The sequence below is a fragment of the Chryseotalea sp. WA131a genome, assembly GCA_025370075.1.
Taxonomy (GTDB): domain Bacteria; phylum Bacteroidota; class Bacteroidia; order Cytophagales; family Cyclobacteriaceae; genus ELB16-189.
Genome location: CP073016.1, coordinates 1,306,840 through 1,330,754, shown reverse-complemented (window position 1 = coordinate 1,330,754; position 23,915 = coordinate 1,306,840). Strand labels below are relative to the sequence as shown.

Genomic DNA, 23,915 nt, shown 5'->3' with positions numbered 1-23,915 from the left:
ATTTGTTAACAATTTTTTTGAGAATTTGCGTTACATCCGATATGAGAATCTATGTGGCAATTCTGTTATTTTTAGTGAGTTTAGATTTGATGGGTACCCATCTGCGCGGTGGCCAAATTACTGCTCGACTGATCAATTGCAGTACAAGAACTTACGAGATTACCCTTACGCTATATCTCAATTCGGGCACTCCTACCAATGCAGGCGGTGGAAACCTCACATTTGGAGACGGTGGTTCTATGCTCGTCCCCATGCTTAGCTCAACATTAATTGACCTCACCAATCGGGTTTCATCAGCCGTTTTTATAACGAACTATTCGTATCAAACGGATAACGGTTTTAAAATCAGCTACCTAGAGCTAAACAGAAATTTAGGGGTTTTAAATTTTCAAAATAGTGTAAATGCACCCTTTTACATTGAATCATTTTTGCAGGTAAATCCAACTTGTACCGCCCCTTTGAGTTTTACTATTCCTCCAATAGATCGGGCATGCAGCAAACTAATTTTTACCCATAACCCTGGGGCTATTGCTCCATTGGGTGATAGCTTATCCTATCAGTTGGTTGTCCCCCTGCAAGCACAGAACATTCCTGTTACAAACTATAAAGATCCAAATGGTAGAGAATTTTATAGTGGCACCTATGAGCTTTCAAATGAATCTGGAAATGGGCCACCCACTTTCTTTATTGATAATGACGGCACACTGCAGTGGAATGCACCTGGCCTTACTGGAGAATATGCTACAGCTATCAAAGTTTCTCATTGGGCTAAAATAAGTGGAAAGTGGACGGTAGTAGATTGGGTAATTAGAGATATGCAAATCATTGTTGAGGATTGCAATGCAAGCCGTCCTACCTTTGAGTTGTCTGATCAATGCATGGTAGCAGGTGAGCAGTTAAATCAAACGGTATTGATCAAAGATAAGGTTAGCAAAACAGTGAAGGTTGAGTTATTTGTTACCGATAACTTCTACAATTCGCAGCCTTTGTTTGTAAATCTGGATAAGATTCAGTCATCTGCTGCACCTTATGATACCGCCAACTTAAAAATTGATTGGCAAGTGGGATGCGATGTGGTAAGGTCTGTGCCGTATCGATTTATTTTTAAAATCTCTTCCTTCACCGCTACGGGCATTCGTATTTCAACCTTTAAAGTTTGGAATGTAAAGGTATCAGGTGCTGCGCCTATATTTAAACCAGCCTCACTGGATGTATCCAAAAAAAGATTGACCTTAAATTGGAATGGCTATAATTGTGCAAATTCGAATACGATAGAAGTCTGGCGAAGGGTAGATAAGACAAACAGCTTTTCTGATCGATGCATTCAAGGAATTCCTTTATCGTTAGGTTTTGTAAAGATTGGAGAAAGCAACACAGGCGCTTTTTTAGATAACGATATTTCTGCTGGAGCAACCTATTGCTATCGGTTGGTGGCAAATTTCAATCAGCCTTATTCAGGCAAGAGCTTGGCTTCTGTAGATTTTTGCATTGGCCCGATTGCTATTGATGCACCCGTACTCATCACTGCATCGGTTCAAAAAACAAACTTCACATCGAGTGCCGTTTCTTTAGAGTGGCTTTCTCCTTTTCAAATCAACAAAAGTTTGTTCCCAAAGCCGTATGAGTATGACCTATTGCGCACAAAAGATGGAATTGTTTTTAAAAAGATAAATGCTAAAAGACTTACAGATACTACCTATCTGGATGCAAATCTTAATACTAGGGATTCAGTTTATGGATACAAAGTTGTGCTTTACTCTCCTCAAAGTATTGCGCAAAACAATCCATTGGACACCAGTAAGGTCGCCTTTTTTCCACGGCTCGATTTTAAACAACTCGAGGGGGCAATTAAATTATCGTGGAAAGCTAAAGCGCCTTGGTCGAATAGAAGCTTTCGCTTCCCGTACCATCGCATTTACCGAAGAGAGATTGACGATCCTGTATTTCAGCTAATGGATAGCGTTGACATTAGAACGCTTGAAATAGAGGATTTTGAGTATGTAGATAACGGCAAAGTACCCGGCTTTCCGCTGGGTAATAATTTCATTTATCTATACAAGGTAGAGACGAGCGGAAGTTATGGAAATCAGTTAATCAAAGAGCCGCTGCGGAGTCTCTCTAACGAGACCGTTGCTCAATCGATTGATAAAGATCCTCCTTGTGCACCTACGTTGAAAGTGAATGCCTTAAATTGTGAAGCCCTTAGTTCGCTCGATTGCTCGATTGACACCTACAAGAATACATTGAGTTGGAGTGTTGATTCAGGTTGTGGAAATGACATAGCCTATTACAGGGTTTACTATTTTCAAAATGAAAAGTCAGATTCTGAGCTGCTGGCTACTACTGGAAATACCGTGTTTGAAGATGTAAAGGAATATACCCAAGCCGGATGCTACCAGGTGCAAGCCATTGATCGTTCAGGAAACATAGGCTTGCCTTCTGACTTCATTTGTATTGAGAACTGCCTGCATCCCTTCATTCCAAATGTGATTACTGCTAACCAAGATAATCAGAATGAACAATTCCCAGGTTTTAGCAACAGAAGCGATAAGCGAGACCCCGCAGGTTGCCCTCGGTTTATTGAAAAATTCTCCCTAACGATTCTCAATAGATGGGGCGATGAAGTCTTTCAAGTTAATAACTCATTACCCCAACCAACTTTTGAGTGGCGAGGCCTCGATAATAGTGGTAAGGAATTGCCCACAGGGACGTATTATTATTCAACAGATATTACCTTCTATTCATCTAACTCTCAAGCCAAAAAAAAGAATGTAAAGGGCTGGGTTCAGTTGATCCGGTGAGCAAGTCGCGCTACAAAAATTGTAACTCAAAAATCAAAAATCGTAAATCCTCCATTACCTTTGGCGAATGAAGCCCCTCATCGCCCCTTCCATCTTAGCTGCCGATTTCGCCAACCTAGAGCGCGAGATAAAAATGATCAATGAAAGCGAAGCCGATTGGATACATGTCGATATCATGGACGGTGTGTTTGTTCCCAATATATCGATGGGTGTGCCGGTGGTAGAGGCCATGAACCGTCATGCCAAAAAGCCGATGGACGTCCACTTGATGATTGTGAACCCAGAGAAATATGTAGAGGCTTTCCACAAGGCTGGGGCGGCTGTCATTTCAGTACATATTGAAGCATGCCCACATTTGCACCGAAACATCCAGCAGATTAAAGCATTGGGTATAAAGGCTGGGGTAGCGGTCAATCCGCATACTTCTATCGAATTGTTAAAAGATAGTATCTCAGACATAGATTTGGTTTGTCTGATGTCTGTAAACCCAGGTTTTGGTGGACAAAAATTCATTGAAAACACCTATCAAAAAGTAAAGGAACTTCGACAACTTATCAACCAACGCCAATCTTCTGCGTTAATTGAGATCGATGGGGGCGTAAACGAAAATAATGCCAAGCCATTGTTGGAGGCTGGGGCAAATGTGTTGGTGGCAGGCAATTTTGTTTTTTCATCGGCCAACCCAAAAGAGGTAATCAAAAGTTTAAAGGCTTTGGCCTGATTTTCGCATTTGATATCACTGTCTCAAAACGTATGAAGCCAATCATTAAACTTCTATTTGTTTCTTTCTTGCTTACTTCTTGCGCGCGCACAGTTACCCGCATCGACCCCAGTCAGCAAATCGATTTAAGTGGCCGATGGAACGATAGCGACTCGCGCCAAGTTTCTCAAAAGATGATCAATGACTTGCTTGCCAGCGATAAGTTTAAAGAGTATGCCAAGTCGGTTGGCAAAAAGCCGGCTATCATTGTGGGTTTGGTTCGCAACAAAACCAGTGAACACATTGATGCCGATAACTACATCAAGAAAATTGAACTGGCCATTTACAATTCAGGTGTGGCTGACTTGGTAGAGTCTGGTACTTTTCGGGATAAACTGAGAGAAGAACGTGCTCAACAACAAGATTTTGCCAGTGCCGAAACGGTATCGCAATGGGGAAAAGAGACGGGTGCCAACTTGATGCTGTTTGGCGAAATGACTTCTGAAACCGATATCTATAATAAGCGAAGGGTAGTCAACTACATCACTACTTTGTTCCTCACCGACCTTGAGACCAACAAACGTATTTGGTACGGACAACAAGAGATTAAGAAGGATATTCGGAATTAGTCATTGGACATTGGGGATTCGGGCTTGGGGCTTGGGGTTGGTAAATTGTAGGCATTGCGTTATCTCTTTAACTTTAGAGTAATTATCGGTAATCAATAACAAAGCTTGAAACCTGTCAGTTATAAATTGGTCGTGACACAGCTTACCGGATACTGCTTACAGAAAACCATTTACCTCTTACTCCTTACAATTTACTTATTAACATCCTGCGCTACCTACTATCAAACCAATTATCAATTCAATAAAGAGTTTGAATCGGGGAACCTGAAACAGGCTTTGCAAACACTTAAGAATAAATCAGGGCAAGCCACTGGCAAAGACCGGTTTCTTTATTTTGTGAACAAGGGCTTGGTGCTCTCTATGATGGGCCAGTATGACGAGAGCAATAAATTTTTTGAAGAGGCTTATCTTTTTTGGGAAGACTACAAGATCGATTACTTTAGAGAAGGAGCGGCCTACCTGACCAATCCGATGGTCACCGTCTATCGGGGTGAAGATCACGAACATCTGATTTTACTCTATTACAAGGCGTTGAACTTTTTGAAATTAGGGAAAGAAGAAGAAGCTTTGGTAGAATGCAGAAGACTGGGAATTCGGTTGCAGCAGTTGAGCGACCGTTACAGCGATAGCAACAAATACAAGCACGATGCTTTCATCAACAATCTGATGGGTATTATTTACGATTCCGATAAAGATTACAACAACGCCTTTATTGCTTACCGCAATTCGATAAATACATACAAGAATGAGTATGAAGAGATGTTCGGTTTAAGTGCACCAAGGCAATTAAAATTAGACTTGCTTCGCACCGCGTGGCTCAGTGGCTTCAAAGATGAATTTGAAAAGTATAAAGTCGAATTCAACATGCCAGACTATGAATATAAGCCAATAGAAGGAGGGGAGTTGGTTTTCTTTTGGCACAACGGCCTAGCACCATTTAAAGCAGAGTGGGGAGTGAATTTTTTGGTAGACCATGGCAGAAATGGAATGGTTACGTTTTATAACCGCGAGTTAGGCATGTCCTTCAATTTTCCTACCAGCAATTACAGTGAGAACGATCGAAGGGGTCTTTCGCGATTGGAGGTCTTTCGGGTGGCATTTCCAAAATATGTAGAACGCAGACCGCATTTTCAGCATGCGGAGCTGCAAGTGGAGGGTGCCCACTATCCTCTTGAACTTACGGAGAACATCAATAAAATCGCTTTCAAGGTATTGGAAGAGCGAATGGCTTTAGAGTTTGGCAAGGCCCTCATTCGAGTTGCATTAAAAAAAGCATCGGAGTATACAATGAAGAAAGAAGACAAAGGCATGGGCGCATTGTTGGGCTTGTTCAATGCCATGACTGAAAAAGCTGATACGCGCAATTGGCAAACGTTACCCCATAGCATTTACTATGCAAGAGTTCCCTTGCCCGAAGGGCAAAGTAAGGTTTCCTTTAATTTGGATGGCGAACAACAAGCAGACAGAACTTTTACCTATCAAGTAAACAAGGGTAAGATGTATTTCCATACCTATACTTCACTGGAAAGTGGAGGCCTTCAGTATTAAAAACAAGATTTCCATTCAATTTGCGTTAATTCTTATCTTTAGGCTCTTAAATACTGCCGTTCTGCGATTGTTTTATAAAATAGCTTGTTTGATTACCGTTGCTTCGGTGCTATGCAGCGTAAAACTATTGGCTCAAGACGAGAAGAAAGATGTTATTCCGCTCGAGCGATTTTACACCGATCGCACAGGAGGAAGTGCCTTGAGACGGATTTTAAAAAATGTTAGTTTTGGTTTTAGCACCGGGTATGGCAATACCTACTTTAGTCATCGATTAGATGACTTTGGCGTTTATCAAGTAGCTGGAGGTAGCCCGCAAATCTTCTCTGCCACCACCGCCACACGCTATAGCAATTGGGTGAACGATGTGATCACCGATAAAACAGCGGTTTCCGGAAGCGCGTTTGTGGCAAACCCAGGTACGGCCAACCTTGGCTTCAAAGGCAATGCCTTAACCATTCCGCTTAACCTATTTGCTTTTTACCAGTTCAAAGAGCAATATCGATTTGGTCTCGGGTATTCTTATGAATTAATGAGCATAGGCATCATGAAGCCAACCGCGTTGACTGATCAGATTTCTGAATTTCAGCCATCCGCCTCCTCAGGTTTTGTAGGTAAGTTTTATGGAATGCTAGGTTATTCTTTTTATCGATGGAACGAATATCTTTTCACAGGCGATGTACAAATCGGCTCTTTCTCATCGACCAATTTCAATTCATCATTGGTTTCCACGAATATGTACTTCAATTTGGCTGTTACTGCTGAGCGTGAACTTTCCGAATATCTCAATGTGTTTGTCCGTCCTTCCTTTGATTTTAAAAGCTACGCAATTAATGTTCCGGAGAGTAACAAGTCCATCAACCACAGCATGAACACCTTGTATGTAAGTGTGGGTGTTACCTATCGCATACCGCAATTACCCAAATGTTTTCTAAAAGACTGCCATGCCCAAATTGACCATGCCCATGGCAACAAAGAATACCGAAGCCGAAGGCATCCTTTTTATAAAAAGCAGAATCCGGGGTATGGAGAGAATGACAAAACCCTCATCAAGTACCGCGGAAAGAACAAGAAAAAGTTGAATCCTTATTAAGCTTAGGAGAAACTTTCTTTAGAACACCAAAACCTTATTTTTTCCTAAAAACACTACTTTCAAGTTTGCAAAAAGCTACTTTCACACCACAATTTTAGTTAAATTGCACACCGTTTTAACTCTTATCATAAACCGTGGCCGAAGACTCTAACCTACCTGCGAGACAGAACATAATTCCGATTAATATTGAAGATGAAATGCGTGGCGCTTACATCGATTATTCGATGTCCGTCATCATTTCCCGAGCCTTGCCAGATGTGCGCGATGGATTGAAACCCGTTCATAGAAGAGTATTGTACGGCATGTTAGAATTGGGTGTTAACTACAACCGCCCCTACAAAAAATCAGCCCGCATTGTGGGCGATGTAATGGGTAAGTATCACCCCCATGGCGATGCCTCTATTTACGATACCATGGTGCGCATGGCACAAGAGTGGAGCATGCGCTACATGTTGGTAGACGGCCAAGGAAACTTTGGCTCGGTAGATGGTGATCCGCCAGCTGCCATGCGCTATACAGAAGCACGTTTGCGTAGGATTGCCGAAGAACTTCTTTCGGATATCAATAAAAATACGGTTGATTTTCAACCTACTTACGATGATCAAAATTCCGAGCCAACAGTTCTTCCGGCTAAGGTTCCGAATTTGTTGATCAATGGATCGAGCGGTATTGCGGTGGGTATGGCCACCAATATGGCACCCCACAATTTGACAGAAGTGGTGGATGGTATTATCGCTTACATCGATAATCGTGATATAACAATAGCAGAACTGATGAAGTTTGTGCTAGGGCCAGATTTTCCTACAGGAGGAATAATTTACGGATACCAAGGGATTCAAGAAGCTTTCCTTACGGGAAGGGGCAAAATCGTTATCCGTGCCAAGGCGGAGATAGTTACCAATGCCCATGGCAAAGATCAGATCGTAGCCACCGAAATCCCTTACCAAGTTAACAAAGCGCAAATGATAGAGCGCACAGCTGTGCTCATCAACGAAAAGAAGATCGAAGGAATTAGTGATATGCGCGATGAGTCCGATCGCGATGGTTTCCGGGTAGTGTACGATCTAAAGAAAGACGCTATTCCAAATATCGTACTGAACAATCTTTTCAAATATACGCAGCTTCAATCTTCGTTTGGGGTAAACAATGTGGCACTTGTAAAAGGCCGTCCACAGACGCTCAACCTGAAAGATTTGATTGTTCATTTTGTGGATCACCGCCATGAAGTGGTTGTGCGCAGAACGAAGTTTGAATTAGATGAGGCGGAGAAACGTGCCCATATCTTAGAGGGTTATTTGATTGCGCTAGATCATTTGGATGAAGTCATTTCATTGATCCGCAATTCCAAAGATCCGGAGGAAGCAAAAACAGGTTTGATCGAACGTTTTTCTTTATCTGAAATTCAATCCAAAGCTATTTTAGAAATGAGGCTGCAACGCCTTACTGGTCTGGAGCGAGATAAGATATTACAAGAATACCAAGAAGTAAAAGCGTTGATCGATCGGTTGAATGAAATATTGGCCAGCGAGCCTGTGCGCATGGGCATCATTAAAGATGAACTTCTGGAAATGAAAGAACGCTATGGCGATGCGCGGAGAACGCAAATCGTGCACAGCGAAGATGACATTACTGTGGAGGATATGATTCCCAACGAAGAGATGGTGATCACCATTTCTAACCAAGGATACATCAAACGCACTTCATTGTCGGAGTATAGAACGCAAGGTAGAGGAGGAATTGGATCGAAAGCGGTGTCCACCAAAGAAGATGATTTTACCGAGCATTTGTTTGTAGCGCAGGCTCACAATTATTTGCTCATCTTTACCGAGAAGGGACAAGTGTATTGGAAAAAGGCATATGAAATTCCGGAAGGAGCGAAGACTTCAAAGGGTCGTGCCATTCAAAATTTATTGAATATCGATGCTGGCGACCGGGTTTGTGCCGTGCTGAATGTTAAAAACTTAGAAGACCAAGAGTACATCAACAATACATTTGTGATTTTATGTACGGAGCAAGGTACGATCAAGAAAACTTCATTGGAAGCCTATTCGCGCCCACGTGCGAATGGAATTACCTCGATTACGGTGCATGATGGTGATCGATTGTTGAATGCAGCGCTGACCAATGGAACGAATCATATCATCATAGCCAAAAGCGAAGGCAAGGCCGTACACTTTAACGAAAGCGATGTGCGCCCAATGGGTCGGACAGCAGCAGGTGTACGCGGTGTAACGCTTGAATCTGATCAAGATAAAGTGATTGGTATGGTGTGCATCTCCCGCGAAGACGCCAATTTATTGGTTGTTTCTGAAAAGGGATACGGCAAGCGTTCAGACATTACCGACTACCGCATTACACGCAGAGGCGGCAAGGGTGTAAAGACCATCAACATAACCGGAAAAACTGGCAAGCTTGTTGCGATCAAGGAAGTCGTTGACAATGACGACCTCATGATTATCAATAAATCGGGCATTAGCATTCGCATAAAAGTAGAACAATTGCGTGTAATGGGCAGGGCCACGCAAGGTGTGCGCCTCATCAAGTTAAATGAGGACGATGCTATTTCTTCCGTAGAGAAAATACAACAAATAGAAGGTGCTATTGATACGCCAGAAGGTGAAAATCCCATAAATGAGAATCCTACAACTTAAACCAACTATACTTGAATTAAACTGATTGAAAATGAAAAAGATTGCAATTGTATTTTTACTCGCTCTCCCTTTTGCCGTTGCTGCACAGAAGGAGATAAAACCTAGTGTAAGCAAAGCCGAGAAAGCCTTAAAAGAAGGTAAGTTTGATGAAGCAAAAGCTATCATTGATGTTACCACTGCTAGCCAAGAATTTATGGTCGATAAAAAAGGCAACTCATCTAAAAATGCTGCCAAAGCGTGGTTCTTGAAAGGCCTTATTTATGCTGGTATCGATACTACTAAAGTTGATAAGTTCAAGGCGCTAGAAGCTGAGCCCTTCAAAGTTGCGAAAGAAGCATTTGAGAAAAGCAAGGAACTTGAAAAAGATGCTACCCCATCCTATTTTTCTGACGCAAACGGGCTACCCGTATTTAACTCTCAATACAATTCTCAGTTGGCAAATGCATACTTGAATAAGGCTTTGGATTCTTATTCTAACAAAAAGGATTATAAAGGCGCCTTTGCGCAAATGGAGCGGGTGTTATATTTTGTCCCTACTGATACGGCCATGTTAATGAATGCAGGCGTTTATTTCGCTCCTTCGGCTGAAGAGTATGACAAATCTGTAACCTATTTAAAAGCTTATCATTCAAAAGGAGGAAAGAATATTGATTCGTATCGTCAGTTGATTTCGGTATTGGTGAAGCAGAAGAAAAGTGAAGACGCGTTAATCGCTACACGTGAAGCCATACAGAAGAACCCAAGCGAAACGGATTTGGCGCAAACCGAAATTTCCTTGTTGTATGAATTGAACAGATTACCGGAAGCAAAAGCTAATTTGGAAAGCAAAATAGCTGCTGGTAAAGGTGACAGGGGAATGTATTATAATCTTGGAGTGATTTGTTTGAAATTGAATGATGAAGCCGCTGCTGAAAAAGCTTTCAAAGATGCCATAGCTTTGGATAAGGAAGACTTTGATTCGTACGCGCAATTAGCGGATATGAAGTATAAAAAAGTGCGCAAGTTACGCGAAGAGCGAAATGAAATTTCTGGAACAAAAGATGCGGATTTGAAAAAGCGTGCTGACTTATTCCAAGCCATTAAGGCGCAATTATTGGAGACATTGCCTTACTGGGAAAAGTGTGAACAGTTAAAACCATCTGAAGAAAATGTATTGTACGGTTTGTTGGCTGTTTATGGCGACTTGATCGGATATGATGAGACCTATGAGGCTAAAGAAAAGAAATTGAAAGCCAAGATGAGAGGTTTGAAATTGGAAGTGGACTAAGATTTTGATTTCGTGAATATAGGAAGAGGTTGCCAATGGCAATCTCTTTTTGTTTACAAGAATTCTGAAATATCGCGAAGTGGCGCTGACCTGCCTGCGGCAGGCAGTAGCCAGCTGCCAATGATTTACTTATGTCGCTGTTTCAATACCGAAACCACATCGCTAAGCGAATGACCTTTGGCCGCCAGCAATACAAGATAATGATAAATGAGGTCTGCGGCTTCGCCCAGAAATAAGTCACGGTTGTTATCCTTCGCTTCAATCACTAGCTCCACTGCTTCTTCGCCTACTTTTTGAGCCACTTTGTTAATCCCTGAGTTGAGTAATTGATTGGTGTACGAATCTTCTTTTGGGTTTAGCTTTCGTTGTTGAATGATGGTTTCTAAAAACTCCAGCCCTTGCGTTTCATTTTTTTGATTGAAGCAGGTGTCGGCTCCGGTGTGACAAGCTGGGCCAGCAGGTTTAACTTTAAACAGCAGCGTGTCGTTGTCGCAGTCTTGGAAGGCATCTACCAAATGTAAAAAATTGCCAGAAGTCTCACCTTTCGCCCAAAGGCGTTGTTTAGTACGACTGAAGAAGGTAAGTTTTTTTTCGGCCAGTGTTTTTTGCAGCGCTTCTTCATTCATGTATCCGAGCATAAGCACCACTTGGGTGGAACTGTCTTGTACAATGCAGGGCAGAAGCCCGTTGCTTTTTTTAAAATCGAGTGCGTTTATGTCAAGCATAATTTAAATACGGATAGGGAGGTTGTTGGTCTTTAAATAATTTTTTAGGTCTGGGATTTTTATTTCACCAAAATGAAATAGTGTAGCAGCCAGTGCGGCATCGGCTTTGCCAATAACAAAAGCTTCTAAGAAATCCTCCATCTTGCCGGCTCCACCCGAAGCGATGACGGGGATTTGCAAAAGTTGGTTGAGCTTTGCCAAGGGGTCGATTGCAAAACCTTTTTTGGTGCCATCGTTGTCCATGCTGGTGAATAATATTTCGCCTGCGCCTCGGTCTTGACCTTCTTTAGCCCAACTGAAGAGTTTTTTATCAGTACCAACTTTGCCACCGTGCGTATGCACCAGCCATTGGTTATCAACTTTTCGTGCATCAATCGCCAACACTACAAACTGCGAACCGAATGCTTTTGCCAGTTCATTGATTAGTTCCGGTCGCTTTACAGCCGCAGAGTTGATGCTCACCTTATCAGCACCTGCTTCTAATAGCGGAGCAACATCATCAATTGAGCTGATGCCTCCGCCCACGGTAAACGGAATGTTTACGTGTGTGGCGATTTCTTTTACCAAATTCGAGAGTGTCTTTCTTTTTTCGTTGGTGGCGGAGATGTCTAAGAAGACCAATTCATCTGCGCCCTGTTGAGCATACGCTGCACCCAATTCAACAGGGTCGCCTGCATCACGCAAATCAACAAAGTTGATGCCTTTTACGGTTCGTCCGTCTTTTATATCGAGGCAGGGTATGATGCGTTTGGTTAACACTTTCGTTTGAAATGAATTTAGAATGTAGAAGTCAGCATGTAGGAGTTAGGAGATAGAATTTGGAAAAACATTGAATACCGACTACTGATTACCTTGCCACTTACCTATTTCCAACTAAATCTCACCAAGCACCGATCCCTGATTTCCAAACGCAACACGGAGTTCTTCCAGTTTAATTTTGCCTTCATAAATAGCTTTACCCACAACGGCACCGAACACTTTTATGTGCTGAAGTTCTCGTAAATCTTGAAGAGAGCTAATGCCTCCGCTTGCTACAATTTTTAGATTAGGGAAACGTTTTTTTAATTTTTTGTAGAGTCCAAAGTTAGGTCCCTTCATTGTGCCATCCGATTCAATGTCGGTGCAAGTAAGGTACTCCAATCCATGCGCTTCAAACTTGCTAACCAAATCGAACAAACGAAATTCAGTTTCTTCCAGCCAACCGTTAATGGCCACATTTTCACCTTTTACATCCGCACTTAAAATAAAATTTTCAGCACCAAAATCCTTTAGCCACTTGATAAATCTTTCAGGTTCTTTCACCGCCAAACTGCCGACATTTATTTGGCTGATGCCCAAATCCAGCAACTCACTAACCTCTTTGTCGGTTTTTACGCCCCCACCAAAATCAACGAGAAGGGCAGTCTCTGCTTGTATTTTATTAATGACATTCCAGTTTACAACTTTACCTTCTTTTGCACCATCTAAATCTACCAAGTGCAAATATTCTAGGTCGGCATTTTGAAATTCAAGCGCTACTTCCACCGGGTCATCGTTGTAGACTTTCATTTGGTTGTAATCACCTTTGGTAAGGCGAACACATTTACCGTCAATAATATCAATAGCAGGGATGATTCTCATGAGTAGATATTCGATAAATGGGTTAGGTGTGGTTCAAAAAACTTTTCAAGACTAATTCCCCCGCAGCAGCAGATTTTTCTGGGTGAAATTGAACCGCATAAAAATTGTCTTTTTGCATGGCAGCACTAAAACGTTGAATATAATTGGTAATGGCTACAGTATCCTGATTGACAGGAACAAAATAACTGTGTACAAAGTAAACAAATTCATCATCAAGTTTTGAATCAAGCCAGCCATTTGATAGTGTGAGTGAATTCCAACCTATGTGCGGTACTTTTTGGTTTTGAACGGGCTTGAAAAGTTTCACCGTTTCATCAAATATGCCCAAGCAGGGTGTGTTGTTTTCATCTGAGTATTTGCACATCAACTGCATTCCTAAACAAATACCCAAGACAGGTTGTTTCAGATTGATAATCAATTTGTCTACTTTCATTTCGGTGAGATAACGCATGGTTGTACTTGCTTCACCCACACCAGGAAAGATAACTTTATCGGCCGATTTTATTTTTTCAACATCATCCGTAATTGAATAGTCGATGCCCAATCGTTCCAAAGCAAACGCTATCGAGCGGATGTTGCCTGCATTGTATTTGATAACGGCTATCTTCATTTCGTTTTCACTATCTTATTCCAATGTTCCCTTTGTACTCGGTAATTGATTGCTAAAGGGGTCTTTTCGCACAGCCATCTTTATTGCTCTAGCAAAAGCCTTAAAGATACCTTCAATTTTGTGATGCTCGTTTGTGCCTTCTGCTTTAATGTTGAGGTTACACTTTGCGGTATCAGAAAATGATTTGAAGAAATGAAAGAACATTTCAGTTGGCATCTCACCGATTTTCTCGCGTTTAAATTCCGCTTCCCAAACCAACCAAGGTCTGCCACCAAAGTCAATCGCAACTTGAGCTATGCAATCATCCATTGGCAGAAAAAAACCATAGCGTTCGATACCTCTTTTGTCGCTTAGTGCTTTGTTAAATGCTTCTCCCAATGCCAAGGCTGTATCTTCAATGGTGTGGTGTTCATCAACTTGCAAATCGCCTTTTACATAAATGTCTAAATCGATTAACCCGTGCCGTGATACTTGGTCCAGCATGTGGTCGAAAAAGCCTAGCCCCGTTTTGATGTTTGATCTACCCGAGCCATCGAGGTTGATATCGATATGGATAGTGGTTTCGTTTGTTTTTCGCTCAACAAAAGCAACACGTTTGGGTTTAATCGCTTCGTAAATCTCTTTCCAGGATTCTACAACCGCCACACAAGCATCACCGAAAGAGGAAGCTTCTAATCGCTGTTTCAAACTTCCATCATTAAGTAAAACACCTTGCGCACCTAAGTTTTTTGCAAGTTCAATATCCGTAAGCCGGTCACCAATAACAAGGGAATGGGTTAAGTCGTAATTGTTTGAGAAAAAATCCGTGAGCATAGCCGTGCCCGGTTTGCGAGTAGGTTTATTTTCTTCAGGCAAGGAACGGTCGATATACACCGATGAAAATTTGATTCCTTCTCCTTCTAATGTTTTTATAACCAAATTCTGAACCGGCCAAAAGGTTTCTTCCGGAAAACTCTTGGTACCCAGCCCGTCTTGGTTTGTTACCATCACTAATTCAAAATCCATTTCGCGAACCAATTTCCCTAACCATGTAAATACACCCGGTATAAACAAAAGTTTTTCCAAACTATCAATTTGGGGGTCATCGGCTGGCTCGTGAATCAAAGTACCGTCTCGATCGATGAATAAAACGCGTTTCATAACTTGGGGATTAGGCATTGGTCACTAGTCAATGGCAATTAGAGAGTTTAGTAACTTTTGATTTTCCGTTTTTGTGCCTACGGTGATGCGCAAACAATTATCGCATAAAATTACGGAAGAACGGTCGCGGACGACTATTTCCCGCTCAATTAATTTTTGGTACATCAGTTTCGCGTCCTTCATTTTTGCCAACACAAAATTGGCATCGGATGTATAAACGGTAATAACCGACTTTATCGATTTGAGTTGTTGAATAAGATTCTCCCTTTCGTCCAAAATCTCTTTCACCCACTTTTCTTTTCTCTCTTCCATTTCAAGTTCTTTCAAGGCGATTTGTTGCGTGAGGATGGAGATGTTGTAAGGAGATTTTATTTTGTTCAGCACTTGAATGATGGCTTTGTTTGCGAAACACATTCCCAAACGTATGGCCGCAAGTCCCCATGCTTTTGAAAGGGTTTGAAGAATAACTAGATTGTTAAACTCATTCAGCCGTTGACTAAAACTGGGCTGGTTAGTAAAGTCGATATAGGCTTCGTCAACAATCACTAACCCGTGAAATGAATTTACCAGCTCAATAATCTTTTCACGGCTTAACAAATTTCCCGAGGGGTTATTGGGACTACAGAGGAAAAGGAGTTTCGAGTTATTGTCCCAGCAATTTTTTATTGCGGTTACATCCAAGTCAAAATCTGGTGTTAGCGAAACCTGTTTAATCTCTATGTTGTTAATATTCGCGCTCACCGAATACATGCCATAGGTGGGTTGTGGAATGACTACATTATCGATGCCTGGTTCACAAAAGGCTCTAAACAATAAATCGATGGGCTCATCGCTTCCGTTTCCCAAAAAGATATTCTCAGGAGTAACTTTCTTGATAGAGCTGAGTTTTGATTTCAACTCTTTTTGCAATGGGTCTGGATAACGATTGTAAGGAGATGGGTTGGGGTTTTCGTTTGCATCCAAAAAAACCGAAGCCGTGCCTTGAAATTCGTCACGCGCAGATGAATACGGCTTTAGGCGCTGAATATTTTTTCGAACGAGCGAATCAATATCTAATTTCATTTCGGTTACATTATTGTCGAACGTAAACTGCGTTGGCGTGTGCTTGCAATTGCTCAGCTTCCGCCATAGTTGTCACTGCTTTGCTAATGTTTTTCAATCCTTCTTTCGACAGCTTTTGAATGGTGATATATTTTACAAAACTTTCTAATGACACACCTCCATATGCTTTTGCATATCCGTTGGTAGGCAACGTATGGTTGGTGCCAGATGCATAGTCGCCAACTGATTCAGGCGAGTATTGGCCTAGGAAAATAGAACCTGCGTTGACTATTTTTTCAGAAATTTCATCGCAATTACTTGAATTGATAATCAAATGCTCAGGCGCGTAGTGATTAATGAAGTCGATGGATACTTCTTTGTCTTTTATGACAACCGCCAAACTATTTTTTAATGCGGCCTCTGCTATCGTTTTACGGGGTAATTTTTCTAGCTGCTTTTCTATTTCTTTAATGACATTTTCAATAATAGCTTTATGCGTGGCAACCAATACCACCTGACTGTCTTCTCCATGCTCGGCTTGAGAGAGTAAATCTGCAGCCAAGAACGCAGACGCAGCGCTTTCATCGGCCAACACCAAAACCTCAGAAGGGCCAGCAGGCATATCGATTGCAACCCCCTCGGTGTTGATCAATTGTTTGGCTTTGGTCACGTATTGATTTCCGGGACCAAAAATTTTGCTCACTTGTGGAATGGTTTCCGTTCCGTACGCCATGGCAGCGATAGCTTGTGATCCACCAGCCTTAAAAATCTTTTTAATGCCCACCAATTGTGCCGTGAATAAAATGGCTGCGTTTATTTTTCCATTGGCAGAGGGTGGCGTACACAATACAATTTCTTCACAGCCAGCCAGTGTGGCGGGTATGCCCAGCATCAACACCGTAGAAAAAAGTGGAGCAGAACCGCCCGGAATATAGATGCCTACTTTTTGAATGGCTACACCTTTGCGCCAGCATGTTACACCAGGCATGGTTTCAATAGAGAGCGTTTCTCTCTTTTGTACAGCATGGAATTTTCGAATGTTGTTGGCTGCTATTTGTATGGCTTCTTTTAGCTCGGTTGGGGTTTCAGCAACAGCTTCATTGATTTCTGCTTCACTAACCTGTAGTTGGTTGATGTTTACTTTATCGAATTGCAAACTCAATTCACGCAACGCAGCATCACCCGATTGCTTTACGCGATTCAAGATATTTTTTACGCTCCCTTCTAAAAAGTCAGTCTCCAGCTGTGGCCGTTGGCAGAGTGCAGGCCATTCTTGTTTATTAGGTTCAATTATGATTTTCATTATTTTGATGTTAAGACCTACCTCCGGCACTTCTCCGAAAGAAGAGAGTGACTGTATTTTTTAGGTTAGCGATTGATTGTTGATGTGCAGTATAAAAGCTCTGTTCATTTTCAAATTAAAACATTTTCAAATTAAGCAATCATCTTCTCTATTGGAATTACCAAAATCCCCTCGGCTCCAAATGACTTTAGTAAATCAATTTTTTCCCAAAAGTCGTTTTCATTTACCACGCTGTGCAGCGATGACCATCCTGCGCGACTCAATGGCATGATAGTGGGACTTTTCATTCCGGGAATTACATCAGTAATGAGTTTGATTGATTCGTTTGGGCAATTCAATAAAATGTATTTGTTATTCTTCGCGGATTGAACAGCCTCAAATCGAAAGATGAGTTTATCTAAAATTTCTTTTTTGCTCTGAGCCAATTGAGGGGATGCAATCAGCACCGCTTCGCTTTGCATTACCGTCTCAACTTCTTTTAGCCCGTTACTCATGAGAGTGCTGCCGGTACTTACAATATCACAAATGGCATCGGCCAAGCCTATGCCAGGTGCTATTTCTACCGAGCCACTGATTTCGTGGATGCCCGCTTTGATGTTGTGCGTATCTAAAAACCGCTGCACAATAACAGGGTAGGAGGTGGCAATGTTTTTTCCATCGAGATAATTTACGCTCGTGTAATTTTCAGAACGTGGTACGGCAATGGAAAGACGGCACTTGGCAAAATCCAGTCGCTTTACTAAATCATTTTTCTTCTGTTTTTCGATCCAAACGTTTTCACCAACAATACCCGCATCGGCTACGTTGTCTTCAATATATTGTGGAATGTCATCATCCCTTAAAAACAAAATTTCAACAGGAAAATTTCTGGCTTGGGTTTTTAATTGGTCTTTGCCGTTGCTAAAAATGAGACCGCTCTCTTTTAACAGCTTCAAACTGTCTTCTTGCAGTCGACCGGATTTTTGGATGGCGATTCGTAGCATTCTTTTCTTGTTAGTTATTCTCTAGTTCTTAGGTCATCTCTTAAACACTATACATTACTTCATTGCCTCATAAACAAACGTTGCCAAACAAAAAAGGCTTACCAAGTGTTGGCAAGCCTTTTTATTGTTGTTTTATTTATTGTCAAAACACAAAGCTGCCATTCATTCGGGCTGAATGATGGTGACCATGGATGTTTTGAGTGCTTTTCATATCTGGCCTCAAAGAAAAGGAAAGATTTTTAAAACGCAAAGGGGCGAACATAAAATTTGCAACATTGTTACCTTTGTATGCTAACGAGTGGTAAGATGATGGGTAAACAATGGATAGTTATAGCGCGATTGACTGGCTGGCGCACGGGTCGGCCGGGGATAGGAGCGGAAAGCCCGCAACCTGCCGAGAATTGTGGGCTGGAGCGAGGGCATGTGGAGCAAGGATTGGCCACACGGGTTGCGTGGGCGATGCGAGAGACCCCCAACGTAATTGGACTCTTGAGTTTGGTTTTATTGTTTTCATGCAACTCGAAGGAGACCCGTGTGCAGCAGTTTTTGCTAAAGGGAAATTTGGCCGCGAAGGAGCGGAACTTTGGGCAAGCTGAAAATTATTTCCAAGAGGCTATTCAGTTGGAGCCTTGTTTTGCCGATGCGCACAACAATTTAGGCACAGTACATTTTCAACAAAAGCGCTATGAGCAAGCGTTGCCGAGTTATGATAAAGCAATTGAGTGCAAACCAAATTTTTTGAATGCACTTTTTAACCGAGCGAACACCGAGTATGAGTTGAAAGAATACTACAAAGCATTGGAGGACTTGGACAAAGTAATTGCAATGAAACCAGATACGGCTCTCGCATATTTTACGCGCGGCCTGGTGTACACCAAAATGCGCGAGTTTGATAAAGCGTTGACCGCGTTTGAGAAATCACAAATATTAGACCCGAAAAGTGTGGATTGCATGGTGAACCATGCTACTGTAAATTTCTATCGAAAGGATTTTGATAGAGCTAAAGCAGAATTAGAATCGGCTATGAAGTTGAAAACGGATGAGCCAAATATTTATAATACGCTTTCGCTAATTGATTTAGAACAGGGCAAGCTGGTGGATGCATTGCGGATGATAGACAAAGCAATTGCGTTGGCACCCGATCAACCCTACTTTATTAACAACCGTGGTTATATTTATTTGCAATTGAACGAGCTTGAGAAAGCCGAAGCGGACATTAACCAAAGCATTGCCGCTGACCCTTACAATGGTTGGGCCTACCGGAACAAAGGAATTTATTATTTGATGAAGAAGGATTATAAATCTGCCATTCGATTGCTGAAGCAAGCTGAAAGCATGGATTCTTTTATTGACAGAATTTATTTTTACTTAGCAAGTGCTTATATGAAAGATGGGAATGAAATAGAGGCCTGTCGCGCTTTCAAGAAATCAATAGAAAGAAAAGATAGTATTTTAACCGCTCCATTGGTAATGCAATGTGACTGATATGGATTTCGGAATTTTGATTAAAAAACTTGAGGAACGCCTCCAGCAGCCCTTGCCGGGAGCAAAGGCGCATGAACTAATGCGCGCTACCCCAACGGGTTTGATCAAACCAAAGTTTGAGCACAAGCTCCCACCCAAGCCTGGAAGTGTTTTAATATTATTGTATCCAGATAATGGACGAATAAAATTTCCACTCACAAAACGCCCCGATTACTTAGGTGCGCATGGCGGACAAGTTAGCTTACCGGGTGGAAAAGCAGAACCAGACGAAGATTATATCCAAACCGCTCTGCGCGAAGGTGAAGAAGAAATAGGAGTGAGCCGAGCAGAAATGAAGGTGCTGGGGCGGTTGAGCGATTTTTTTGTGATACCCAGCAACTTTATGGTTGCCTCTGTGCTAGCTTACACCAATGAAAAGCCTTTGTTTGTTCCGCAGGCAAGTGAGGTGGAGAAAATTTTAGAAGGTGACCTTTACGATTTGATTGCAGAAGATGCCATCCGCACGAAAGAAATAATAGCTGCTAAAATGTATCCCATGTTAGCTCCTCATTTTTTGATTGATGGCGAAGTGGTGTGGGGGGCAACGGCAATGATGTTGAATGAATTAAGGATGCTGATTAGATAATTTGAAAATTTTGTTTATGTCTAAGTTAAAGTATTAAGTACAAAACAATAGGTTGAAAGAAAGGAGGATTTCTCCCCCTTTCAATCAACCAATTATATTAAACTTGAGTTGCAATGACAAAATATAAACAACTTGGCCAAGAGCAAGGGTATGTGATTGGCGGGCTTTTAAATGTGGGCAAAACACAAGATGATACTACCACGGCTGTTGGTTGCCACAAATCTCTCACCACCAAAGAATTCATCATCGCAAGAAGTGCATTTATACAATTGAATGCCTTTAACCTTACCATTCTTTTTGGTCATTTTAGTCCCGTAGTGAAAGAAGTTTTTTATCCATAGCTTTGATTTGACCTAAAGCTATGGCATTCAATAATTTGCAAGGGTTTTAGCTGATATGGTAAATAATTACAATCAAAAACGTTGTGGGATTGCTCAAAAATTTGAATTTTGTTGGTACTAAACCAAATCCACATGAGCTTTTTTAATAATCCAAACCGAATTCCGGAGAGCTACGGCCTTCGTATTGCTGGCGGTCTGATTGCGTATTTTTTGTTGATGAAGGTAATTAACCTTAGCGATCACGTTGAACTTCGGTTATTAAATTTACTAATCTTGGTTGCGGGTGTATTTTTTGCCTTGAAAAAGTACAAAGAGACACACGGCAAACATCTAAATTACTTTTTGGCGTTGGTTACAGGTGTGGCCACCAGTGCTATTGGTTCAATTGTATTTGCTTTGTTTTTATTTGTTTGGATGAAAGTAGATGCCAACATGATGCAGCACATTATCGACACCGAACCTATGGGTCACTATCTTAATGCGTACATGGCTTCCTTTATTGTGGCTTTAGAGGGTGTGTTCTCTGGTTTGTTGGTAACCTTCGTATTGATCAACTATATCCAAACCGATGAAGTAGGTGGCGCGTAAAACATGCCAAGCGGCATCCTAAATTATTTAAAGGTTAAACTGCGGGTTGAAGCAATTCAACAGGGCGTTTGTGTTTCCAGCGCTTGTGCGTCCATAACCAAAATTGTGGAGATTTAATTATATCTTTCTCAAGCAATCGTGTTATCGTTTCCATTATTTCGCCACTTGCGGTTTGCCTCGGCTCGCTAGTCACATCTAAAAACTCAAAATTGTAATAACCACGTTTTTCTTTATTGATTCTTCCGTATACCACGGCATGGTTATACTCTTTGGCGTATTTTTCACAGCCAAACAACACACCCGTATCTTGATGCAAAAAAGTAGTCCAATAGCACTTGCTTGGGTTGGATGGAGATTGATCTACCCCAAAAATGGTGGCCGTTAGGTTAGATGCTTCCGCTTGAAAATACTCGTTGACCTTTTTTATAGAGATCATCTGCAACCCAAACTTTCCACGCGTGGCTTTCATGCGTTCGTCAAAATAAGCACTGGACAAGGGTTTGTAAATGGCCACGGCCTTGTGTTTGATCACACTGGCCACCACCACGGCAAATAGCTCCCAATTGTTCAGGTGGCCACCCGCTAGCATTACACTTTTGTTCTCATCTACATAGCGATTGATTACTTCTGGGTTTTTGAAAGTCATGCGTTCCTTCGCTTCTTTTTCTGAAATGGTAAATACTTTCAGACTCTCTAAAACCAAATCACAAAAGTGACGGTAGAATTGTTCGGTCAGGTTTTCAATTTCTTGCTCTGATTTTTCAGGAAACGAATTCCTTAGATTGGTGACCACTACAGCTTTGCGATACCCCATAATTCGGTAAAATAAAACAAAGAGCCCGTCAGACACGATGTACAAAAGTCGGAAAGGCAATAAAGAGATGGGGATAATGAAACCGTAATACAACAGGTGATTAAGTAACCGCATAAAGACAAGGCCAGATGGTAAGCTATTTTTTAATATATTTTTGCACCAACTGCCGCAATGTCTTTTGTTCCTCGTTGTAAGAGGTGGCTTTTACATGTATGAGCAATTCAAACATTACCTCTTGGCTATATCCAAGTCGAGAAGCAATTCTAGAGCAGTATTTGATTTCTTCTTGGTAAAGTCGCTCGTCAATTTTCATTAGTTGAACGAGGCTAAAAATGTAATTGAACCGTTGTTCTTCACTTAAATTATCAGGGATAATGATTTCGTGAGAAGCATAAAACAAGGTAGTCACCGATGACTCGGGGAAACCGTTGGCTTTGCCGATGTTCATGATATAACTCTTCTCTCGCTCGGCCATATCGCCATCGATGCGTGCCAGGTTAACCAAAAGTTTGAGCTGCTCAAGTAAAGCCATACGGGTTTTATTTGTCCAAAAATGGCAAAAAATTGGCTAATAAAAATAGTTTGAGCTTGATTAACTTACATGTGTATAAATTGAATGGTAAAAAGTAGGTTCAAGCCCTAGATTGAAACCCTTGCAATAAATGTGTTATCGGAGTGTGTAAGCGTTAATAACCCTCTATGCAGCGTAATGATTTGGTCGCAAATCCAAAGGCCCATGCCAAGCCCGGTGCTAAGTTGATTGGATTTCTTAAAACCATCTTTTAGTGATTCGATATTATCAATTGATTGACAGAACGGGTTGCTAACCTCTAGCCGAATGCGGCCACTTTCAGAATAAAGACGAATAGTAACAGTACTTTTTGCTGGCGAATACTTGACGGCATTTTCAATCAGGTTGGTAATCACGGTTTCAAATTTATCTTCATCAACCAAACACAGATGCAGTTGATCGGATTCAGCAATGGTAATCTTGATTTGAATGCCTCGATCCTTTATAAGGTAACGCACTCGCTTTAATGACGAATAGATCAGCTCATCTAATTTTACTTCTGTCGTTTTCAGTTGCAATGTTTCACTTTTCAATTGACTGATCAATAAAAAATCTTGGATTACCCGATCTAACCGAAGCACCTCATTCAACTGACTTTGCAACAATTGTTTTACAGATTCATCTTCTGTTTTCAACAACGATACAGACAGTTCCGTTTGCATGACAGCCAGTGGAGTCTTTAATTCATGAGCAGCCGAGGCGAAAAAATTCGTTTGCTGGTGAAGACTGTGTTCGATCCGCGCAAGCATGGCATTGATGGTTTGCGAAAGCAATTGTGTTTCATCGGATGAAGTGGAAACAGGCACCCGTTCAATACTTTTATCGGCATTAATGGTTTGTGCTGCTTGAATTATTTTTTGAATCGGACGAAGTGTGTAGCGTGTAACGATATAAACCAAAAGCACAGCCAACAAAATGGACACTGCATTGGCCAGAAATAAATAAACTTTTAATTGAGCCAAACTAGCTTGCAGCCGCTGATTACTTCGGGCAACAGATAGCGACAACACCGCTTCAGAATATTCCAATGGCCGATTGACCGTTACAATCCGAAACGTATCGATTTCGATTTCGTTTGCATACAACAGCTCTTCGGTTGCTGTCGGAAACGCAGGTGAAAGAAACAAAACATCGGAAGACAAGTCAGAGCCTAACCGAATATTGAGCAAATATCCGCTGGGTGGCAAGGGTATGGTAGTAGGATTTAACTTAACCTCACTTATCAATTTTTCACCCTCTGCTAGTAGCTCTTTACTATCGGCCTCAGTTAGGAGCTTGCTTACTCGTTGATAGATAATGTAATTGACAGGAAGGATGATAATGGCGAATACTGCGATGAACAGAAAAGCAGTTTTGGAAGCAATGCTGATGTACCGAGTCAAG

General features: G+C 41.6%; 22 protein-coding genes. 11 read left to right on the top strand and 11 right to left on the bottom strand.

What is annotated here, in order from left to right; all coding sequences use genetic code 11:
- The first annotated feature begins 41 nt into the window (after nucleotides 1-41).
- The 7 genes from KA713_05960 (at nucleotide 42) to KA713_05930 (ending at nucleotide 10,686) form a co-directional block, all read left to right on the top strand.
- Complete coding sequence (locus KA713_05960; GenBank protein UXE68131.1) at nucleotides 42-2,801, top strand: gliding motility-associated C-terminal domain-containing protein; 2,760 nt, start codon at nucleotides 42-44, stop codon at nucleotides 2,799-2,801.
- 67 nt (nucleotides 2,802-2,868) lie between these two features.
- Entirely contained in the window at nucleotides 2,869-3,522 is a 654-nt protein-coding gene (locus tag KA713_05955) for a ribulose-phosphate 3-epimerase (GenBank protein ID UXE68130.1), read from the top strand.
- Nucleotides 3,523-3,554: 32 nt separating this feature from the next.
- A complete protein-coding gene (locus KA713_05950) occupies nucleotides 3,555-4,130 on the top strand; it encodes a penicillin-binding protein activator LpoB (protein UXE68129.1) in 576 nt (191 codons plus the stop codon).
- A gap of 168 nt (nucleotides 4,131-4,298) precedes the next feature.
- A complete protein-coding gene (locus KA713_05945; GenBank protein UXE69044.1) occupies nucleotides 4,299-5,678 on the top strand; it encodes a hypothetical protein in 1,380 nt (459 codons plus the stop codon).
- Complete coding sequence (locus tag KA713_05940; GenBank protein UXE68128.1) at nucleotides 5,659-6,768, top strand: hypothetical protein; 1,110 nt, start codon at nucleotides 5,659-5,661, stop codon at nucleotides 6,766-6,768. Before KA713_05945 ends, KA713_05940 begins: the two co-directional genes overlap by 20 nt.
- Before the next feature lie 134 nt (nucleotides 6,769-6,902).
- Nucleotides 6,903-9,419, top strand: a complete 2,517-nt coding sequence (gene gyrA / locus KA713_05935; protein UXE68127.1) for a DNA gyrase subunit A — start codon at nucleotides 6,903-6,905, stop codon at nucleotides 9,417-9,419.
- A 31-nt stretch (nucleotides 9,420-9,450) separates the two neighbouring features.
- A complete protein-coding gene (locus KA713_05930) occupies nucleotides 9,451-10,686 on the top strand; it encodes a hypothetical protein (protein UXE68126.1) in 1,236 nt (411 codons plus the stop codon).
- A gap of 125 nt (nucleotides 10,687-10,811) precedes the next feature.
- Here KA713_05930 and KA713_05925 read toward each other — a convergent pair whose 3' ends face one another.
- The 8 genes from KA713_05925 to KA713_05890 all read right to left on the bottom strand — a co-directional run bounded on the left by KA713_05925 (nucleotide 10,812) and on the right by KA713_05890 (nucleotide 18,108).
- The gene (locus KA713_05925) at nucleotides 10,812-11,411 is read right to left on the bottom strand and encodes a bifunctional phosphoribosyl-AMP cyclohydrolase/phosphoribosyl-ATP diphosphatase HisIE (protein UXE68125.1); all 600 of its coding nucleotides are present in this window, start codon (nucleotides 11,409-11,411) and stop codon (nucleotides 10,812-10,814) included.
- A gap of 3 nt (nucleotides 11,412-11,414) precedes the next feature.
- Nucleotides 11,415-12,170, bottom strand: a complete 756-nt coding sequence (gene hisF / locus KA713_05920; protein UXE68124.1) for an imidazole glycerol phosphate synthase subunit HisF — start codon at nucleotides 12,168-12,170, stop codon at nucleotides 11,415-11,417.
- Between the two features lie 114 nt (nucleotides 12,171-12,284).
- Nucleotides 12,285-13,031, bottom strand: a complete 747-nt coding sequence (gene hisA, locus KA713_05915) for a 1-(5-phosphoribosyl)-5-[(5-phosphoribosylamino)methylideneamino]imidazole-4-carboxamide isomerase (GenBank protein ID UXE68123.1) — start codon at nucleotides 13,029-13,031, stop codon at nucleotides 12,285-12,287.
- 22 nt (nucleotides 13,032-13,053) lie between these two features.
- Entirely contained in the window at nucleotides 13,054-13,641 is a 588-nt protein-coding gene (gene hisH / locus KA713_05910; GenBank protein UXE68122.1) for an imidazole glycerol phosphate synthase subunit HisH, read from the bottom strand.
- 15 nt (nucleotides 13,642-13,656) lie between these two features.
- Complete coding sequence (gene hisB / locus KA713_05905) at nucleotides 13,657-14,781, bottom strand: bifunctional histidinol-phosphatase/imidazoleglycerol-phosphate dehydratase HisB (protein UXE68121.1); 1,125 nt, start codon at nucleotides 14,779-14,781, stop codon at nucleotides 13,657-13,659.
- Nucleotides 14,782-14,805: 24 nt separating this feature from the next.
- Complete coding sequence (gene hisC, locus KA713_05900) at nucleotides 14,806-15,843, bottom strand: histidinol-phosphate transaminase (GenBank protein UXE68120.1); 1,038 nt, start codon at nucleotides 15,841-15,843, stop codon at nucleotides 14,806-14,808.
- 10 nt (nucleotides 15,844-15,853) lie between these two features.
- On the bottom strand, nucleotides 15,854-17,125 hold the full coding sequence (gene hisD, locus KA713_05895) for a histidinol dehydrogenase (protein ID UXE68119.1): 1,272 nt from the start codon (nucleotides 17,123-17,125) through the stop codon (nucleotides 15,854-15,856).
- Nucleotides 17,126-17,256: 131 nt separating this feature from the next.
- Nucleotides 17,257-18,108 carry an ATP phosphoribosyltransferase gene (locus KA713_05890; protein ID UXE68118.1) on the bottom strand — a complete coding sequence of 284 codons (852 nt, stop codon included), beginning with the start codon at nucleotides 18,106-18,108 and terminating at the stop codon, nucleotides 17,257-17,259.
- A gap of 306 nt (nucleotides 18,109-18,414) precedes the next feature.
- Between KA713_05890 and KA713_05885 the strand changes: the two genes are divergently transcribed.
- From KA713_05885 to KA713_05870, 4 genes are all read left to right on the top strand, one after another.
- The gene (locus tag KA713_05885; GenBank protein ID UXE68117.1) at nucleotides 18,415-19,593 is read left to right on the top strand and encodes a tetratricopeptide repeat protein; all 1,179 of its coding nucleotides are present in this window, start codon (nucleotides 18,415-18,417) and stop codon (nucleotides 19,591-19,593) included.
- 1 nt (nucleotide 19,594) lies between these two features.
- Nucleotides 19,595-20,218 carry a CoA pyrophosphatase gene (locus tag KA713_05880; protein ID UXE68116.1) on the top strand — a complete coding sequence of 208 codons (624 nt, stop codon included), beginning with the start codon at nucleotides 19,595-19,597 and terminating at the stop codon, nucleotides 20,216-20,218.
- Between the two features lie 113 nt (nucleotides 20,219-20,331).
- Nucleotides 20,332-20,559 (top strand): hypothetical protein, encoded by a 228-nt coding sequence (locus tag KA713_05875; GenBank protein ID UXE68115.1) that lies wholly within the window; start codon nucleotides 20,332-20,334, stop codon nucleotides 20,557-20,559.
- A gap of 132 nt (nucleotides 20,560-20,691) precedes the next feature.
- Nucleotides 20,692-21,147, top strand: coding sequence for a DUF4199 domain-containing protein (locus KA713_05870; protein ID UXE68114.1), 456 nt, complete (start codon nucleotides 20,692-20,694; stop codon nucleotides 21,145-21,147).
- Nucleotides 21,148-21,181: 34 nt separating this feature from the next.
- Here KA713_05870 and KA713_05865 read toward each other — a convergent pair whose 3' ends face one another.
- From KA713_05865 to KA713_05855, 3 genes are all read right to left on the bottom strand, one after another.
- Entirely contained in the window at nucleotides 21,182-22,075 is an 894-nt protein-coding gene (locus tag KA713_05865; GenBank protein ID UXE68113.1) for a lipid A biosynthesis acyltransferase, read from the bottom strand.
- Nucleotides 22,076-22,097: 22 nt separating this feature from the next.
- Nucleotides 22,098-22,493, bottom strand: coding sequence for a TerB family tellurite resistance protein (locus KA713_05860; protein UXE68112.1), 396 nt, complete (start codon nucleotides 22,491-22,493; stop codon nucleotides 22,098-22,100).
- A gap of 107 nt (nucleotides 22,494-22,600) precedes the next feature.
- Nucleotides 22,601-23,914, bottom strand: coding sequence for a HAMP domain-containing protein (locus KA713_05855; GenBank protein ID UXE68111.1), 1,314 nt, complete (start codon nucleotides 23,912-23,914; stop codon nucleotides 22,601-22,603).
- Between the last annotated feature and the right edge of the window lies 1 nt (nucleotide 23,915).